The sequence below is a fragment of the Microcystis sp. 0824 genome (assembly GCF_003112475.1).
Lineage (GTDB): Bacteria > Cyanobacteriota > Cyanobacteriia > Cyanobacteriales > Microcystaceae > Microcystis > Microcystis aeruginosa_C.
In genome coordinates this window covers 27676-45010 of the sequence record NZ_BDSM01000046.1, presented here as the reverse complement: position 1 = coordinate 45010, position 17335 = coordinate 27676, and the positions used below count along the sequence as shown (strand labels likewise).

The following is a 17335-nucleotide window of genomic DNA, read 5'->3' as shown; positions in this document are numbered from 1 at the left end:
TTTTCTAGTTCTTGTCCTGGCCTCGGGATTTTATACCCGCATCCGTTGCGGTCAAGCCCTCCGCTTGCGCTAATATTTGCAGATTATGGGCTATGGAGGCGAAAGAATCGGCAGGATATTCGATCAAAGTGGCGGAATCGAGAAAAGTTTCCACTCCCACGGGACAACCTAAATAATCAGCCACCCCTTTTGGAGTAGTGGAACCGAGGAGAATAGTTCCCGATTGTCTCACAGAAGATAGTTTTTCCCAAGGCTCATCGATCATTAAGGATAAATGGGTGGGAGCAAAAAGATTCGATAATTCGATCGCTTTTGCCAATGATTCCACCACCACGATTAAACCATAATGAGCGATCGCTTTTTCCGTTAACAATCTCTGGGGATGTACCTGTAACTGTTTTTGTACCTCTTCCTGTACTATTAGGGCCAAAGCCTTATCCGTCGTCAATAAAATCGCTGCCGCTAGGGAATACTGTTCCGCTTGCGCTAATAGATCTAGGGCCAACTGTCTGGGATTAGCTTGACTGTCGGCAATAATAACCAAATCAGAAGTAATAGAGAGACAATCGATTTTTACATGGTCAGAAACCAGTTTTTTAGCCAAATTAGTATAAAAATCACCTATTCCAGCAATCATCTCCACGGGAGCGATCGTTTTTGTGCCGTAGGCTAAAGCGGCGATCGCCTGTGGTCCAGCCACCCGATAAATCTCACTAATACCCACCGATTGGGCTGCCACTAAAATTGCCGGATGGATGCGTAAATCCTCATCGGCGGGAGATACCATGACAATCCGTTTAACCCCCGCTATTTTGGCAGGAATCGCCTGTTGGAGCAGTAAACTGAGATAGGCCCGTTTACCATCGGGAACAACAATTCCCACACTGTTAAGCGGTTGATAACGTTTCCCCCGAACCGTACCATCCTCAGGAAACTGCACCCAAGCTTTGGGAAGACGCTGACGATGAAAAGCCTCCATTTTTTCACAGGCAACAGCGATCGCATTTAATAAATCCTGGGACACCTGTTGATAAGCAGCATCGAGTTCCGAGCCACTCACCTTCAGTTGTTGTAGATTAAGGGACTGTTGGTAGAATTTTTCCGTGTAATCCACCAACGAGCGATCGCCAGTAAGTCGCACCTGATCGACAATCTCTCGGACAAGCGATTCTTTTTCCCGAATTTCCGGATCGTCGAACCGTTCCCGAATTCGTCTCAGTTCCGTTCTGGCTGACCATGGCTCTGTGATAATTCGCAACATCGAGCTATTATCCTCTAGGGGCGAAACGAGATTAAAAGGTTTTCACTTCTCACACTCTAGCTTATCGCTTTCAATCTTGACCGGGGAGGGAGACGAAGTCGGTTATTTTAGCCGTCAGGAGATAGGAGTCAGGAGATAGGAGTCAGGAGTCAGGAGATAGGAGTCAGGAGTCGGGAGTCAGGAGTCGGGAGATAGGAGTCAGGAGTCGGGAGTCGGGAGTCAGGAGTCGGGAGTCAGGAGTCGGGAGTCAGGAGTCGGGAGATAGGAGTCAGGAGATAGGAGATTATTTTATTTATTAGAGTTCTTGCATAATTAATTTTTGAGAGTGCAAAAATGAGAAAAATAGACATAAAATTGCATAAAAGCCCTAAATAGAGCATTTAATTGATTAATGCTCATTCTTAATTCTCCTGACTCCTGAATACTGGCTCGGAGACTCCTCACCTAAGGTCAGATTTTTGATTTTTGCAAGAGGTCTATTCTCCCCACACCCCACACCCCAATTCATAATTCATAATTCATAATTCATAATTTATAATTACCCACTTCCGGATTTCCCCAAGGTAACAAAACCAGATATTCTACTAAATAGTCGCCTATCACACCAGCCTGATCTCGTGGTCGTCCAATGCAGTTTGCCAAGATATTAATCGCCAATCGCGGGGAAATCGCCTTAAGAATCCTTCATAGTTGCGAAGAATTGGGCATTAGAACCGTTGCCGTTCACTCTACCATCGATCGCCATGCCCTTCATGTTCAATTGGCCGATGAGAGTGTTTGTATTGGTCCGCCTCCGAGCAGCAAAAGTTACCTAAATATCCCTAATATCATCTCGGCTGCCCTAACACGCAACGCCACTGCGATCCATCCCGGTTACGGTTTTTTGGCAGAAAACGCCCGTTTTGCCGAAATTTGTGCCGATCATCAGTTAACTTTTATCGGTCCGTCTCCCAGTGCTATTCTGGCGATGGGCGATAAATCCACCGCTAAAAAAACCATGCAAAAAGCGGGAGTTCCCACTATCCCCGGCAGTGGTGGTTTAATTACCTCGGAAGCGGAAGCAAAGCGTATCGCTGATGACATCGGTTATCCTGTCCTGATTAAGGCCACTGCTGGGGGTGGAGGGCGTGGGATGCGTCTTGTCAATAGTGCAGATGAACTAGGTAGTATGTTAAAAGCCGCCCAAGGGGAAGCAGAAGCGGCTTTTGGCAATTCGGGAGTATATCTAGAAAAATTTATCGAATGTCCCCGACATATCGAGTTTCAGATTTTGGCCGATAGTCACGGTAACGTGATCCATTTAGGAGAAAGAGACTGTTCGATTCAGCGACGACACCAAAAACTGCTAGAAGAGGCCCCCAGTCCCTTCTTAACGCCCCATTTACGCTCAAAAATGGGTAATGCCGCCGTTAAAGCCGCTAAATCAATTAATTACGTCGGGGTGGGAACCGTGGAATTTTTAGTCGATAAACACGGTAATTTTTACTTCATGGAAATGAACACCCGTATTCAGGTGGAACACCCCGTCACGGAGATGATCACGGGGATAGACCTGATCCGAGAACAAATTCGGGTAGCACAGGGCGAAAAACTGCAAATTAAGCAAGATCAGGTGATATTTAGAGGGCATTCGATCGAGTGTCGCATTAATGCCGAGGATCCCGATCGCAATTTTCGCCCCCACCCCGGCAAAATTAGCGGTTATCTGCCCCCCGGTGGTCCTGGTGTCCGCATGGATTCCCACGTTTACACCGATTACGAAATCCCCCCCTATTACGATTCCCTAATTGGGAAATTAATTGTCTGGGGAGAAAATCGCGAAACTGCGATTAAACGCATGAAACGGGCCCTGCGGGAATGTGCGATCACGGGAGTACCGACGACTATTGATTTCCATCGTAAAATACTGGAAACTCCAGCTTTTTTAGCCGGAGATGTTTACACTAATTTCATCCAGGAACATCTCTTGCCCTAGGGCGTTACCATGAATTTTAGACGAGAGTAGGTTGGGGATAATAATGACAGTAGAAGTTAAATTTGAATCTTGGCAACTCAGCGATGAACAGTTCTTTCAACTTTGTCAGGATAACCGAGATTTACGTTTGGAACGCAACGCAAAAGGAGACTTAATTATTATGCCCCCGACTGGAGGAGAAACCAGCAATTCTAACGCTGGAATCACTGCCCAATTATGGTTATGGAATAACCTACATAAATTAGGTGTAGTTGTTGATTCTTCTGGAGGATTTAAACTACCGAATGGGGCCGATCGCTCTCCCGATGCTGCTTGGATACCTTTAGAAAAATGGCAAGCTTTAACCCCACAACAAAAGGAAAGATTTTTACCTCTATCTCCCGATTTTGTCATTGAATTAATGTCTCCTAATGACAATATAGAAACTGCTAGGAAAAAAATGCAGGAATATTTAGATAATGGGACTCGTTTAGGTTGGTTAATCAATAGAAAAACTAGAAAAGTAGAAATTTATTGTCAAGGACAGGCAGTAGAAATTTTAACTAATCCAGAAAGTTTATCGGGGGAGAATATTTTATCTCAGTTTGTCTTAGAACTTGATAATATTTGGTAATTCTATAATTCTATAAAAGAGAATCTATGATGGCAGTAGTAGAAATTAAATTTGAATCTTGGCAACTCAGCGATGAACAGTTTTTTCAACTTTGTCAGGATAACCGAGATTTGCGCTTGGAACGCAACACCAAAGGAGATTTAATTATTATGCCACCGACGGGGGGAAAAACGGGCAATTCTAACGCTGGAATCACTGCCCAATTATGGTTATGGAATAACCTAAATAAATTAGGTGTAGTTTTTGATTCCTCCACGGGGTTTAAACTACCGAATGGGGCCGATCGCTCTCCCGATGCTGCTTGGATACCTTTAGAAAAATGGCAAGCTTTAACCCCACAACAAAAGGAAAGATTTTTACCTCTATCTCCCGATTTTGTCATTGAATTAATGTCTCCTAGTGATAGCCTAGAAACCGCTAGGAAAAAAATGCAGGAATATTTAGATAATGGGACTCGTTTAGGTTGGTTAATCAATAGAAAAACTAGAGAAGTAGAAATTTATCGTCAAGGACAGGCAGTAGAAATTTTAACTAATCCAGAGAGTTTATCGGGGGAAAATATGCTGCCAGAATTTAGTTTAAATCTTACTTTGATTTGGTAAACCAATTTAGCTTGCCTCTTGCCAGACTTCTGCCAGAAGTCTAATATCGCAGGATTACTCCTGAAAACATCAGAGCTTTAAATTTAAGCTAAAATTGGGTAAAACATCTTCCCCCGACAAATCAGTGGGATTTTCTAATATTTCTACCTCCTTTCCCTGACGATAAATTTCAACTTGCCGATTCTGGGGATCGATTAACCAGCCTAACCTTGCGCCATTTTCTCTATATTCGAGCAGTTTTTTCTGTAATTTGTCAAGACTATCGGATTCAGACCGCAATTCCACCACAAAATCGGGACAGAGGGGAATAAATCCTTTTTTCTGCTTAGGGGTTAAAGATTCCCAGCTTTCTCGACTCACCCAAGATAGATCGGGGGAACGAATCGCCCCATTTGGTAGTATAAATCCAGTGGAAGAGTCAAACCCGACTCCTAAAGCTTCATTTTCTTCGCACCAGCGACCCAGTTGAGTCGTTAAGCTAAAATTACGCTGTCCTGATTCGCCACCTGTCGGGGGATTCACGATTAATTCTCCTTGGGCTGTACGTTCTAATTTTAAGTCACGGTTGACCACAGCAAGGGCTTCAAACTGTTCAAGGGTAATAGAGAGAGCGATCGCCATAGGAATTTCTAAGGAGAGGGTTTCGGGTGAGGTAGTAACTGCTAACATAATCCTTTGATCAGGTGGAACTCATATATACTATTAAAGATTATTTGTCAAGTTTCTGCACAGACTTCTTGAGCTTGCGCTGACCAAATTGCCTAGGTTTTTCGGAAGCTTCCACCTTGATCGGGCGGGTTCAGTAAATAACAGGTTACAATAGCGAATAATTAACTAAATTTATCTAAAAACCATCGATCGTGTTCTACGCTATTGATTTCGGAACCAGTAATACCGTCATTACTCGTTGGAATGGGGCGACAAATAGGGCCGAAACCGTGAAATTATCGGAGTTATCCCAACAAATAGCCGACAATCCCCCCCTAATTCCCAGTTTACTCTATATTAAATCGGCCAATCCTCTGCAAGTAATTGCCGGTCAAGCAGTGCGCGATCGGGGTTTAGATATCGATCGAGATCCGCGTTTTTTTCGTCGCTTTAAACGAGGTATCGGGGCAAAAATTCAAGGATTTTTACCAGAATTAGAGGAAACTGTCCTCAGTTTCGAGGGGGTTGGTCAATGGTTTCTCGATAGCATCATCGACCAATTAAAAAACACCACCCCAGAAACCCCCCAATCTCTAGTTTTAACCGTTCCCGTCGATAGTTTTGAAAGTTACCGCAATTGGTTAAGCAATGTTTGTCAGGGTTGGGAAATCGAACAAATTCGACTAATTGATGAACCCACGGCCGCCGCTTTGGGTTATGGAACCACGGGTGATCAGGTGATTTTAGTGGTAGATTTTGGCGGTGGCACCCTCGATCTTTCTTTGGTACAATTAGATTTAGATAATCCTCAAAAAAATCAAGGTTTTATTCTCAAGTGGGGAGAAAAACTTTTAGGCAATAATTCCGCCCAAAAAACTAAACTAGCGAGAGTTTTAGCCAAGGCGGGGACAAATTTAGGGGGGTCAGATATCGACGATTGGATTGTCGATTATTTTGCCCAAAAGCAATCTTTAGGGAAAACTTCCTTGACTACTCGTCTAGCAGAAAGATTAAAAATTAAACTTTCTTCCCAATTAACCGCCGAGGAGGTATATTTTGATGAGGAAAATTTCGAGAGTTACGAGTTAAGTTTAGATCGAGAACAATTGACCGATATTCTCCAACAACAAAACTTTTTTAATCAATTAGATGATTTAATGACGGGAGTTTTGCAACAGGGAAGACGCAATGGAATTGAAGTTAGCGATATCGATGCGGTGTTATTAGTCGGGGGAACCGTACAAATTCCGGCGGTAAAAGATTGGGTGCGACAGTATTTTGATAGTAGTAAAATTAAAGAGGATCGACCCTTTGAAGCGATCGCTTTAGGAGCGTTACAATTAGCCCAAGGTTATCAAGTCAAAGATTTTCTCTATCATAGCTACGGGATTCGTTACTGGAATCGTCGCAAAAATGCCCACGCTTGGCATCCGATTATTAACTCTGGACAACCCTATCCCATGGAAAAACCCGTGGAATTAGTCCTAGGTGCTTCCGTGGACAATCAACCCAGCATTGAGTTAATTATCGGCGAATTAGGCAGAGAAAGTGGGGCAATGGAGGTCTATTTTGATGGCGATAAATTAATTACTCGTTCCCTGGGTAATGGAGAAACTAGCGTCCAACCCTTAAATGATCGCGAGGGGGCCCGTTCGATCGCTAAACTCGAGCCTTTAGGTTTCCGGGGTAAAGATCGCATTAAAGTGCAGTTCTGGATTGATGATCAGTGTTTTCTGCGGATTAATGTGGAAGATTTACTCAGTCAAGAATTGTTACTAAATAATCAAATTGTCACCAAATTAAGCTAGGCTTGGCTTCACCTAAAAATCAAGTGCAGACTCATAGTAAGTTTGCACTGATATTATCGCAATATTCTGTTTGACTGGTGGCTTTATCGACTGTGATCGCGCACGGGGATCGGGATTAGTTCGGGTTCGGGTTCGGGTTCCGGACCAAAAACACTCTCGATTAGTTTGCGCGCCCATTCTCTCAACTTGTCTATCACTTCATCTAAATAGTCCATTGACCAAATGGCTCCTTTGAGATACTAGCTATGAGTTTTCGTCGATTGATCCCCGCAACAGCCACGCAAAAGCTTGATTCTAGAGAATTTTAACTAATTTTTATCGTTTGGCTGTTCAATCTGACGAACGGGGGAATCTATATCTTGTACTTATGTTAAGCTTAACATAACTTTTTAGTCTGAGTATATATTCTTGGCAATTCTTTTTTAAGATATTGTTAATAAATTCCGGCGTAGGCGATCGAGGGCGGTATAGGCACTAATCTGGCGAATAGTCGAGCGAGATCGATTTTCTCCGAAACGATGCTCAGATACAGTCACTTTTCCGTCAGGACTGGCTAAACCGATATAAACTAGGCCCACGGGTTTCGTCTCACTGCCTCCTCCTGGTCCGGCAATACCCGTGATACTGATCCCCCAATCCGTAGCGAGGCGTTTTTGCACCCCTAGGGCCATCTGTTGGGCAACAATGGCACTGACAGCCCCGACATTATTTAAATCCTGCTCATTTACGTCTAAGAGGGCAACTTTTACCCGATTATCGTAGGAAATAACCCCACCCCCAAAATAATCGGAACTGCCGGCGATTTGGGTGATAATTTCCCCTAATCCCCCTCCGGTACAGGATTCTGCCACACTCAAAGTTTGTTTTTGCCGCCGCAAAAGTTCCCCCACCACCGCAGGTAAAGTATCATCATCAGCCCCAAAATAATCTAATCCGGCGATTTCCTTAATTTCCGTCGCTACCGGTTCAATTACCTGCAAAGCAGCCTCTAAAGAAGGTGCTTTCGTCGCAATTCGCAAACGCACTTCGCCTAAACCAGCATAGGGGGCAACGGTGGGATTAGTCAGATCAAATAAATGGACAACTTTTTCCGCTAAAGCTGACTCACCGATACCGCGAAATTTGAGAGAACGACTATAAATCCTCTCTTTGCCCCATCCTTGACTTTCTAGGTAAGGAATCGCCGTTTCTACCCACATTCTCTTCATTTCTGCGGGTACTCCGGGGAAAGTAAGAATAGTCACGTTAGCTTGTGGTTGCCAGATCATCCCGGGGGCGGTTCCCGTCGGATTTGGCAAAAAATCGGCTCCCACGGGTATTAAAGCCTGTTTACTGTTACTAGGAGGCATTTCTCGCCCTAAACTCGTAAATTTAGCCTCGATTTCCGCTAAAATCTCTTTATCTTCTCTGAGGGGCGTTTGGAAAAAATCGGCGATTGTTTCTGTGGTTAAATCGTCGGGAGTAGGTCCGAGTCCGCCGGTAAAAATTAAAATTGAAGAACGTTCTCGGGCAATAGCGATCGCTTTTTTCAGTCTTTCTACATTATCCCCCACCACCGTTTGATAATAATGGGGAATGCCTAATTTTGCCAATTCTAGGGCTAAATATTGGGCGTTAGTGTTAACTATATCCCCTAATAATAATTCCGTTCCTACACAAATAATTTCAGCGGCCATAATTTTTGACAATTAGCTTAAGATTTTCAATTTTGATCATTAACTGATCTCCTGTCACCATCGTTCGATCGGGTTTAGGTAACGATGGTCATGGAAGTTAACCCTACCAGTGCGCTCCCACATTATACCAGTAAGCTATCAACAATCAAGGTCTTGTATATTAAATGCCACTTTCTTGCTGAACAGCCCATATCTGATTTAGCAAACATAAAATCAGCGTATTATTCCCTTATATAACAATAATTGATCATAATCAAGCAGAACAAAGTATTGCCGATCATCACATCTTCCTTCCCGCCATTACAAACCCCACCAAAATCATCTAAAATTAAAATGTCCACTAAATAATAAAATGCTATGACTCGCTGGTTTAATATTGCCGGTCCCTGTAAAGACGATATCCACTATATGCTCTCTCCCACAGTGCGATTACCAGATTTAGAGGAGCTAATTCAACAACGTAGTTATTTTGTCCTTCACGCACCACGACAAACGGGGAAAACCACCGCAATGTTAGCCCTAGCAAAACAACTTACCGATACTGGAAATTATGCCGCAGTCATGGTATCAGTGGAAGTAGGAAGTGCATTTAATCATGATCCTACTGCCGCAGAATTGGCAATTTTAGGAACTTGGTATAGTACAATTGAGGATAGTTTACCGACCGAATTACAACCTGCTGCTAAACAATGGCAACAGGAAGAACCAGGAAGCAGAATTAAGGCTTTTTTAAGAGGTTGGGCAAAAGCCATCAATCGTCCCATAGTATTATTTATAGATGAAATTGACTCTTTACAAGACCAAACATTAATATCAGTTTTGCGACAGTTAAGAGATGGTTTTCCTAATCGTCCTGAAAATTTTCCCTCATCTGTAGGATTAATTGGTTTACGAGATGTGCGAGATTATAAAGTAGCATCGGGAGGTAGTGACAGATTAAATACTTCTAGTCCTTTTAATATAAAAGTTGCTTCTCTGACTATGCGAAATTTTAATCTTGCAGAAGTAGAAGAATTATATCAACAACATACAGCAGCAACCGGACAAATTTTTACACCTGAAGCAATAGAAACAGCTTATGATTTAACTCAAGGACAACCTTGGTTAGTTAATGCTTTAGCTAAAGAAATTGTAGAAAAAATGGTGAAAGATAGAAGTATTCCTATTACTAAAGAACATATTTTAACAGCCAAAGAAATATTAATAGCTCGTCAGGATACTCATTTAGATAGTTTAGCGGAAAGGTTAAGAGAACCAAGAATTAAAGCCATTATTGAACCAATGTTAGCCGGTTTAGAATTAGGAAATATACCTAATGATGATATTCAATTTGTGATTGATTTGGGATTATGTAAAATGCACCCCTACGGAGGTTTAACTATTGCTAATCCCATTTATCGGGAAGTGTTACCCAGAGTATTAACTGTCACACCAATGGCTTCTTTACCAATGATTGCACCGACTTGGTTAACACTGGAAGGGGAGTTAAATATAGATGCTTTATTAACAGCATTTCTCAAATTTTGGCGACAGCACGGAGAACCGTTATTAGGTAGCACTGGCTATCATGAAATCGCACCGCATATTGTATTAATGGCTTTTTTACATCGTGTGATTAATGGTGGGGGAGTTTTAGAAAGGGAATATGCAATTGGTAGCGATAGAATGGATTTATGTTTACAGTATAAAGATGTAATTTTAGGGATTGAATTGAAAGTATGGCGGGATAAAAAACGCAATCCGCAAGCTGATGGAATTGAACAATTAGAATCTTATTTAGGACGTTTGGGTTTAGATTTTGGTTGGTTATTTATCTTTGATAGGCGGAAAAATGCTTTACCAATGGAAGAAAGATTATCCACTGAAGTTGTGGTGACAGAAAATCAATATAGAATTACTGTAATTAGGGCTTGAGTTTTATATTTTTTGTTTCACGCAGAGGCGCTACAGTGGCAGAGAGGAGAACGGAAAGAGGGATTTTTGCAGATTGTTTTTCTCTGTATCCTTGAAAATTGTAGAGTAAACAAATCTGTACGAATTACCATTAGGGATAACTTTTAGGGATTAGGGAAAAAGACGATTTTTCCCAGAATGCCTAGTATTCCTGTCACCACAATTCCGACAATGCCAAGAAACCCATTAGTAGTAATATTCACCCGTGCATTCAGGTCATCAATAGGCTTTTCTATTTCCATAACTTTAGAATCTAGGGCTTTAATATCCCCTTTTATTTCTGATTGTCCTATCTCTAGCTTAGTTAGACGCTCATTAACATCTCTTTGTAAAGAGTCGATTTTTCCCTCAATCCTTGTCAGGACCGCTTCTAGGGAATAAGTTACGGTTTCGTTAGACATTTTGCTAAACTCCCAGAGTTATCCTGCCGCTATCTTAATTATTAATCTTTTTTCTAGTTTAAGACGGCTTACGGTTCACTGCCACGATTGCGCCAGACTTGCCAACCGACGTAACCGAGGAGGAGAGTCGCACCAAAGGCAAAACCCCAACCACTGGGAACATTGGAGAAACCGAGGGCTAAACTGCCCACCCAGAGAGTTAGAGCGTAGATAAATAATACAGTCAGACGGTGAGAGATACCCGCTTTCAGTAAACGATGGTGTAAATGACGTTTATCAGCCACAAAAGGGGATTTTCCGCGTTTGAGACGGGAAATAATCACCGTGGACATATCGAGGAGAGGAACCGCGAGGATGAGATAGGGTAATAGGACGGCGGTAACGGCAACAGTAGTCACAGCAGTAGTTTTCGCCAATCCAATCACCGCCACACCCGCCAGGGTAAAACCCATAAAATAGGCCCCACCATCCCCCATAAAAATTTGAGCGGGGTTAAAATTGTAACGCAGAAAACCCAAGGCCCCACCCGCTAAAGCGGCGGCGATAATAGCGGCGGCCGGTTGTCCCATCACCAAAGTTACAATCAAAATCACCACGGCAGATATACCCGAAACCCCCGCCGCTAATCCATCTAAACCGTCAATCCAGTTAATCGCATTAGCCATCCCCACTAACCAGAGGAGAGTAACCGGTAAACTTAGCCAATGAATTTGTAATAAATCGCCGAAGGGAATAGAGAGAAAATCGATCCTAACGCCGGCTTGCCAAGCTAGAAAAGCGACGCTAAACTGCATTACCAGACGATTGAGGGGCGAAAGATTAAAAAGATCATCCGCTAAACCGATGAGGAAAAAGCCCAAACCGCCTAGGGTTACGCCCCACACTTCCCATTCTCGATCGCTGTTTAAACCGGCAAACCCTCCCAACCACCAAACAATCAGGAGGGCAGTTAAAGCACCGATAAAGATCGAAACTCCCCCCAGTCGAACCATAGGCTTTTCATGGACCTTCCTTTCGTTGGGTTTATCGACGTAACCGCTTTTCAGTCCGACGGTTCTGACGAGGGGGGTACTCCAAAGTACCACGGTATGGGCGATCAGAAAGGCAATTAGATAGTATAAATCTCCGGACATGGGAATTGGGGGGCGATTTAATTCACAATTGGCAACTGACAGGCAATCACCAATTATGAATTTTTATTATCTCTCGTTTTAGGCCAAGGCGGGGACGGAAATATGGAGATGGGGATAGAGGGGGAAGCTTTCACAGAGTTTGGCTACCCGTTGACGGCAAGCAGTTCTCAGGGCTTCATCACCTGGATTAAGGAGAATATCGGCGATAATGTTGCCAATCTCGATAAATTCCGTTTCTCCTAGTCCTCTGGTGGTCATAGCCGGGGAACCCAAGCGCAGACCACTGGTGACAAAGGGAGACTCGGGATCGAAGGGAACAGTGTTTTTATTAGCGGTAATATTGATCGTACTCACCAAGCGATCGGCCTCTTTTCCAGTCATGCCCACGGATCTCAAATCGAGTAACATCAAGTGATTATCCGTACCATCAGTGACAATTTTAATCCCTCTAGCCTTCAACTGACTGGCTAAAGCTTGGGCATTAGCGATTACTTGGCCCGAATAGATTTTAAACTCTGGTTTCAGGGCCTCCCCAAAAGCCACCGCTTTCGCCGCGATCACGTGTTCTAGGGGTCCGCCTTGGGTACCGGGGAAGACGGATTTATCGAATTTTTTGCCTAATTCCTCGTCTTTGGTCATAATTAACCCCCCCCTAGGACCGCGCAGGGTTTTGTGAGTGGTGGTAGTGACCACATCACAGTGGGGTAGGGGGTTAGGATGATGACCGGTGGCCACTAAACCGGCAATATGGGCGATATCTGCCATCAGGTAGGCCCCCACTTCGTCAGCGATGGCGCGGAATTTCTCGAAATCAATCTGGCGCGAGTAGGCAGAATAACCGCAGATAATTAGTTTGGGTTTTTCTTTGCGGGCGATGTCAAGGATGAGATCGTAGTCCAGGCGCTCGCTTTCGGGACTTACTCCATACTGTACTACTCGGAACCATTTCCCAGAAACGTTAACGGGGGAACCGTGGGTAAGATGACCACCATGGGATAGATCCATGCCCATAATCGTATCGCCTGGCTGCAAGAGGGTCAGAAAAACGGCGAAATTAGCTTGGGCCCCGGAGTGGGGTTGTACATTGGCGTGGTTTGCCCCAAATAGTCGTTTAACCCGATCGATCGCTAATTGTTCCGCTTCGTCAACGTATTCGCAACCGCCATAGTAGCGTTTTTTGGGCAGTCCTTCCGCATATTTGTTGGTTAAAACCGAACCCTGGGCGGCCATGACGGCAGCCGAGGTGAAGTTTTCACTAGCGATTAATTCTAGGTGATCTCTTTGACGTTGCAGTTCTTTTTGCAAAATCCCTGCGATCGCTGGATCCGTCAAGGATAGTATATCTAAGTTCGTATCAGTCACGGTTACTCGATCCTTTTTTTAACAATTTACCTGTAATCATTGGGTCACTTCTTCCATTTTGGCACAATCTCTAATCTTCCGACACACCAGTGAGCTTAATTGTTTCTCTTCGGAAGCGATGATCAATTGTCAACTGTTAGCGGTAAAATCTTCATTTTTAGTCAATAAGTAATAGTAATATTAACGTCAGTTCGGGTTAAGCAGATTGGGTGCATCTCACATTTGCAGAAATACCGATAATCAGCAATTATCAGTGACTTTTAAATAATTACAAATGTATCAGCAGCTGCCTGTAAGCATCCCACCGAAAAGCTAATGCGCTCCGGGGTTTGGGGGGTAGAACCCCCCAAAAGCTTGGATTGAGTGATAAAATCGGAAGTAATGCCCAATTTTAGCGGTGATTTTCCCTTTAAAAATAACAACCTAGTAGAAGTTCTACAAAAAGTTTACAAATCCAAAAAACAGGGTGGATTACCTTCAAGATAACCCCCCCGAAAATTACCATTAATTATCTGTAATCAACCGGTATTTCTCATCCCTGCGGCAATACCATTAATCGTCATTAAAGCACCCCTTAATAACTCCTCTTTAGAATAGCGGAAATGAATCACACCGGATTGAGCTTGACTATTGTATTGACGTAAACGCTTCAGGAGAGACACCTGTAGAAAACCGAGGGGAACGATCGAACCGTTGCGTAACTGCACCGAGCGCTGTAAATTCGGATCATTATCCAATAAATGTTTCTCGCCGGTGATCTGGAGAACAATCTCGCTAGTGCGATTATATTCCTCTTTGATCCTTTCAAACAGACGTTGAAAACGTTCTCGATCTTCCTGTTTAGAAAGTTCACTGACGTAGTGATAGGCCATCTGTAGATCCACCTTCGATAGAGTCATTTCTGCCTTAGAAATCACCATCTGGAAGAAAGGCCACTTGTGATAAAAATGACGTAACAATTCCAAATTTCTGCTAGGAGAATCATCGAGAAACATCTGTAAAGCTGTCCCTAAACCATACCAAGCCGGTAAAAGAAAACGGGTTTGCGTCCAACTAAACACCCAGGGAATTGCCCGCAGGGTACTTAAATCCTGTTGACCACTTTTCCGGCGGGCCGGTCGGGAACTAATCTGTAAAAGACTAATTTCAGGAATGGGAGTTACAGACAGAAAGAAGTCTAAAAAGTCCGGTTCTTCATAAATCAAACTGCGATAGGTTTGCCGTGAACAGGTGGCCAAGTCCTCCATGATGCGATTCCAGGGTTCGAGATCATCAAAACCACTGCCCAGTAAACTTGCCTGTATAACTGCCGTTACGGCGGTTTCGAGGTTATACAAGGCCAATTCCGGTAAAGAGTATTTCGAGGCTAAAACCTCGCCCTGTTCGGTGATTTTAATGCGACCGTTAATAGTTCCCCGGGGTTGGGCGAGGATAGCGGCGTAGGCCGGTCCACCACCGCGACCGACGGAACCGCCCCGGCCATGAAAAAGACGTAGATCCACGCCGTATTGTTTAGCGGTTTTTTGTAAAGCCTTCTGGGCCTTATGAATTTCCCAATTACTGCTTAAAAAGCCAGAATCCTTGTTACTATCGGAGTAACCCACCATAATCTCCTGTAAATTACCCGGTTCGAGGATGGCCGGTTCCGGGGTCACGTCCTCCCCGTTTAAAGCTGCTAAATAGTCGTAACCGCCAGCTAGGGTTGCCCGATAGAGGGGCAATTCAAACAAAGTCTGCATGATGCCGGGGGCGTGTTTGAGGTCATCGACGGTTTCAAAGAGGGGAACGATGCGCAGGGAACTGCGGCTAGTGGCGGGGTCGTATAACCCGGCTTCTTGGGCTAATAACAGCACTTCTAGCACATCGCTGGCCTCGTTGGTCATGCTGATAATGTAGGTTTGGCAGATGTCCAGACCGAATTCCCCTTGCAGACTTCTTAAAACTCGCAGGGTTTCAATGGTTTCGCAGGTTCTTTCCGAGAAGGGCATTTCCCGGGGAATTAAGGGCCGACGGGTTTTTAATTCCTCCACTAACCAGGCGATTTTTTCTGATTCGGTTAATTTGCCGTAGGGTTTCGGTAAAACTCCCAGATATGCGGCGATTTCTTCGATACATTCGGCGTGACGGGTAGATTCTTGCCGAAAATCTAACTGAGTCAGGACAAAGCCAAAAATCTCTACTTGGGCGATCAGTTGATCCAGTTCTTGACAGGAAAGACCGGTTTGAAGGAGACTGCGCTGTAATAGCTTTAATTCGGCTAAAAACTCGGAACCAGAGCGATAGATGTTGGTTTCGTTGAGTTTAGTTAATAATTGTCGTTCTTCCGGGTCATTAAGGCGATTATTGCGGTCACGCGTATTTTCCAGACGTTTTTGAATAAAGGCCAATTTGAGGCGATAGGGTTCCTGACGGTAGCGGATGGCTAACTGGCTATAGATTTCGGGCATTTGCTGTTTATCTCTGTCCAGGGAGTCTAGCAACTCCGGCAAGACGTGACACCAGTGCAGGGAGGCACTTAAAATACTGGTCAGGTCGCGAATAGCATCGAGATATTTTTTAATAACCAGATTGCGCTGATAACAGCAGGTTTTCCAGGTGACTTCGGGGGTAACGGAGGGATTGCCATCCCGATCCCCCCCCACCCAAGAACCGAAGCGACAGAAGTTATTTTTCGGCGCTTGTAAACGGGGAAAGGAGGATTGTAGGCTTTGCTGCAGACGCAGGGTTAACTGGGGTAGGGATTCAAAGAGAACTTCATCGAAGTAGTGGAGGGCATAATCCACTTCATCGACGACAGTGGGTTTAAATTGGTGTAGTTCATCTGTTCGCCACCAAAAACGTATTTCTTCTTTTAACTGTTTGGTGACTGTTTGTGCTTCTCTGGAGTTGGTTAACCCCATACTGCGAAAGATTTCTTCTGCTTGGTCGAGTTTTTCGAGAATGCCCGAGATGCGGCGCTGTTTAATGCGAATGGTGTGACGGACAATTTCTGTGGGGTGGGCCGTGAAAACCAGACGAATATCTAACTGATCGAGAAGACGCTGAATTTCTTGGGGAGGGACGTTAACCTGTTTGAGATAGGGAAATAACCAGTGAAATAGTCCCGATTTTGGGCTGGAGTTATCGGAATCGTTCAGGGTTTTTTCTAGCCAATCGGCCCCGACAATGGTGGCTAAAAGGCTTTTTTGCCTTGGGTCAGTCTTGGGACTTTCGTTTTCTTCCCCGATCACCGTCCGTCGCAGTAGTTGCTGATCCCTTTGTTCGTAATGTTGTTCAATAATATTGATTAACTGGAAATAGAGGGCAAAAGCGCGGGTAACTTTGATCGCTTCCCCTAGTTCCAAGTCTTCGATCATTTTGGCGATCGTTGCTTCCGGACTATCATCGGTCACTTGTCCTTCCTCAGAACAGAGATGGCGCAGTAATTCCAGTAAATCGACTAATTCTTGACCACATTCGGAGACCAAGACTTCTTTCCATAAATCTTCGATTAATTTCAGTCTTTGCTGCAAAAACAGGTTGGAAGTGCTGAAAATATCCTGTTCGGTTTCGGTTGAGGGGACAAGGACGCTCATAATTTCAGTAAAAAGTGAAAAGGAGATGGGAGTCGGGAGTCAGGAGTCAGGAGTCAGGAGTGGGGTGTTGGGGTAGTGGGGCAGTGGGGCTGAAATTTCCCTATCTCCCTAAATCCCTATCTCCCTAAATCCCTATCCCCTGTCCCCTGATATATCGGGATGTACTTTGTTGAAATGAAAAACGCTGTAATTCAATTGCTGATCTATGGGGATTAATTCTTTACGGTTTGTCAAAAATGAGATTGTATCCTAAAGAATCACATTTTTTGCAATTTTTAACAAAAATTTCACTATCCTAGCCTCTTTTCAGGAGCAAAAGGACTTTTTT

13 protein-coding genes are annotated in these 17335 nt (G+C 44.0%); 5 read left to right on the top strand and 8 right to left on the bottom strand.

Features of this window, described 5'->3' with window-relative positions; translation table 11 throughout:
* Window positions 1-4: 4 nt before the first annotated feature.
* Window positions 5-1261 carry a histidinol dehydrogenase gene (gene hisD / locus N0824_RS13985; protein ID WP_108937193.1) on the bottom strand — a complete coding sequence of 419 codons (1257 nt, stop codon included), beginning with the start codon at window positions 1259-1261 and terminating at the stop codon, window positions 5-7.
* 628 nt (window positions 1262-1889) lie between these two features.
* Between hisD and accC the strand changes: the two genes are divergently transcribed.
* Genes accC through N0824_RS13970 form a run of 3 tightly spaced genes read left to right on the top strand, consistent with a single transcriptional unit; the run spans window position 1890 to window position 4451 of the window.
* Window positions 1890-3236, top strand: coding sequence for an acetyl-CoA carboxylase biotin carboxylase subunit (gene accC, locus N0824_RS13980; RefSeq protein ID WP_108937192.1), 1347 nt, complete (start codon window positions 1890-1892; stop codon window positions 3234-3236).
* 43 nt (window positions 3237-3279) lie between these two features.
* Window positions 3280-3849: a Uma2 family endonuclease gene (locus N0824_RS13975; protein ID WP_108937191.1), complete on the top strand. Its 570-nt coding sequence runs from the start codon at window positions 3280-3282 to the stop codon at window positions 3847-3849.
* A 26-nt stretch (window positions 3850-3875) separates the two neighbouring features.
* Window positions 3876-4451 carry a Uma2 family endonuclease gene (locus N0824_RS13970; protein ID WP_108937190.1) on the top strand — a complete coding sequence of 192 codons (576 nt, stop codon included), beginning with the start codon at window positions 3876-3878 and terminating at the stop codon, window positions 4449-4451.
* 69 nt (window positions 4452-4520) lie between these two features.
* Here the strand turns inward: N0824_RS13970 and N0824_RS13965 are convergent, their stop codons facing one another.
* Window positions 4521-5120 carry a Uma2 family endonuclease gene (locus N0824_RS13965; protein WP_108937189.1) on the bottom strand — a complete coding sequence of 200 codons (600 nt, stop codon included), beginning with the start codon at window positions 5118-5120 and terminating at the stop codon, window positions 4521-4523.
* A 191-nt stretch (window positions 5121-5311) separates the two neighbouring features.
* Here N0824_RS13965 and N0824_RS13960 point away from each other — a divergent pair, with 191 nt between their 5' ends.
* Window positions 5312-6907, top strand: a complete 1596-nt coding sequence (locus N0824_RS13960) for an Hsp70 family protein (RefSeq protein ID WP_108937188.1) — start codon at window positions 5312-5314, stop codon at window positions 6905-6907.
* An 83-nt stretch (window positions 6908-6990) separates the two neighbouring features.
* Here N0824_RS13960 and N0824_RS21610 read toward each other — a convergent pair whose 3' ends face one another.
* Together N0824_RS21610 and N0824_RS13955 are read right to left on the bottom strand one after the other, a co-directional pair.
* Complete coding sequence (locus tag N0824_RS21610) at window positions 6991-7122, bottom strand: hypothetical protein (RefSeq protein ID WP_002757361.1); 132 nt, start codon at window positions 7120-7122, stop codon at window positions 6991-6993.
* A 207-nt stretch (window positions 7123-7329) separates the two neighbouring features.
* Window positions 7330-8583, bottom strand: coding sequence for a competence/damage-inducible protein A (locus N0824_RS13955; RefSeq protein WP_108937187.1), 1254 nt, complete (start codon window positions 8581-8583; stop codon window positions 7330-7332).
* A gap of 357 nt (window positions 8584-8940) precedes the next feature.
* Here N0824_RS13955 and N0824_RS13950 point away from each other — a divergent pair, with 357 nt between their 5' ends.
* On the top strand, window positions 8941-10497 hold the full coding sequence (locus N0824_RS13950) for an AAA-like domain-containing protein (protein WP_108937186.1): 1557 nt from the start codon (window positions 8941-8943) through the stop codon (window positions 10495-10497).
* 143 nt (window positions 10498-10640) lie between these two features.
* Here the strand turns inward: N0824_RS13950 and N0824_RS13945 are convergent, their stop codons facing one another.
* From N0824_RS13945 to ppc, 4 genes are all read right to left on the bottom strand, one after another.
* On the bottom strand, window positions 10641-10937 hold the full coding sequence (locus N0824_RS13945) for a DUF4164 family protein (protein ID WP_108937185.1): 297 nt from the start codon (window positions 10935-10937) through the stop codon (window positions 10641-10643).
* A 68-nt stretch (window positions 10938-11005) separates the two neighbouring features.
* On the bottom strand, window positions 11006-12070 hold the full coding sequence (locus N0824_RS13940) for a glycosyltransferase family 4 protein (RefSeq protein ID WP_080754268.1): 1065 nt from the start codon (window positions 12068-12070) through the stop codon (window positions 11006-11008).
* Window positions 12071-12148: 78 nt separating this feature from the next.
* The gene (glyA, locus tag N0824_RS13935) at window positions 12149-13432 is read right to left on the bottom strand and encodes a serine hydroxymethyltransferase (protein ID WP_108937184.1); all 1284 of its coding nucleotides are present in this window, start codon (window positions 13430-13432) and stop codon (window positions 12149-12151) included.
* A 518-nt stretch (window positions 13433-13950) separates the two neighbouring features.
* Window positions 13951-17007 carry a phosphoenolpyruvate carboxylase gene (gene ppc, locus N0824_RS13930; RefSeq protein ID WP_108937183.1) on the bottom strand — a complete coding sequence of 1019 codons (3057 nt, stop codon included), beginning with the start codon at window positions 17005-17007 and terminating at the stop codon, window positions 13951-13953.
* Between the last annotated feature and the right edge of the window lie 328 nt (window positions 17008-17335).

Excerpts from the sequence above, each read along its gene's own strand:
- hisD (WP_108937193.1), bottom strand. The coding sequence starts at position 1,261 with ATGTTGCGAATTATCACAGAGCCATGGTCAGCCAGAACGGAACTGAGA.
- accC (WP_108937192.1), top strand. The coding sequence starts at position 1,890 with ATGCAGTTTGCCAAGATATTAATCGCCAATCGCGGGGAAATCGCCTTA.
- N0824_RS13975 (WP_108937191.1), top strand. The coding sequence starts at position 3,280 with ATGACAGTAGAAGTTAAATTTGAATCTTGGCAACTCAGCGATGAACAG.
- N0824_RS13970 (WP_108937190.1), top strand. The coding sequence starts at position 3,876 with ATGATGGCAGTAGTAGAAATTAAATTTGAATCTTGGCAACTCAGCGAT.
- N0824_RS13965 (WP_108937189.1), bottom strand. The coding sequence starts at position 5,120 with ATGTTAGCAGTTACTACCTCACCCGAAACCCTCTCCTTAGAAATTCCT.
- N0824_RS21610 (WP_002757361.1), bottom strand. The coding sequence starts at position 7,122 with ATGGACTATTTAGATGAAGTGATAGACAAGTTGAGAGAATGGGCGCGC.
- N0824_RS13955 (WP_108937187.1), bottom strand. The coding sequence starts at position 8,583 with ATGGCCGCTGAAATTATTTGTGTAGGAACGGAATTATTATTAGGGGAT.
- N0824_RS13950 (WP_108937186.1), top strand. The coding sequence starts at position 8,941 with ATGACTCGCTGGTTTAATATTGCCGGTCCCTGTAAAGACGATATCCAC.
- N0824_RS13945 (WP_108937185.1), bottom strand. The coding sequence starts at position 10,937 with ATGTCTAACGAAACCGTAACTTATTCCCTAGAAGCGGTCCTGACAAGG.
- N0824_RS13940 (WP_080754268.1), bottom strand. The coding sequence starts at position 12,070 with ATGTCCGGAGATTTATACTATCTAATTGCCTTTCTGATCGCCCATACC.
- ppc (WP_108937183.1), bottom strand. The coding sequence starts at position 17,007 with ATGAGCGTCCTTGTCCCCTCAACCGAAACCGAACAGGATATTTTCAGC.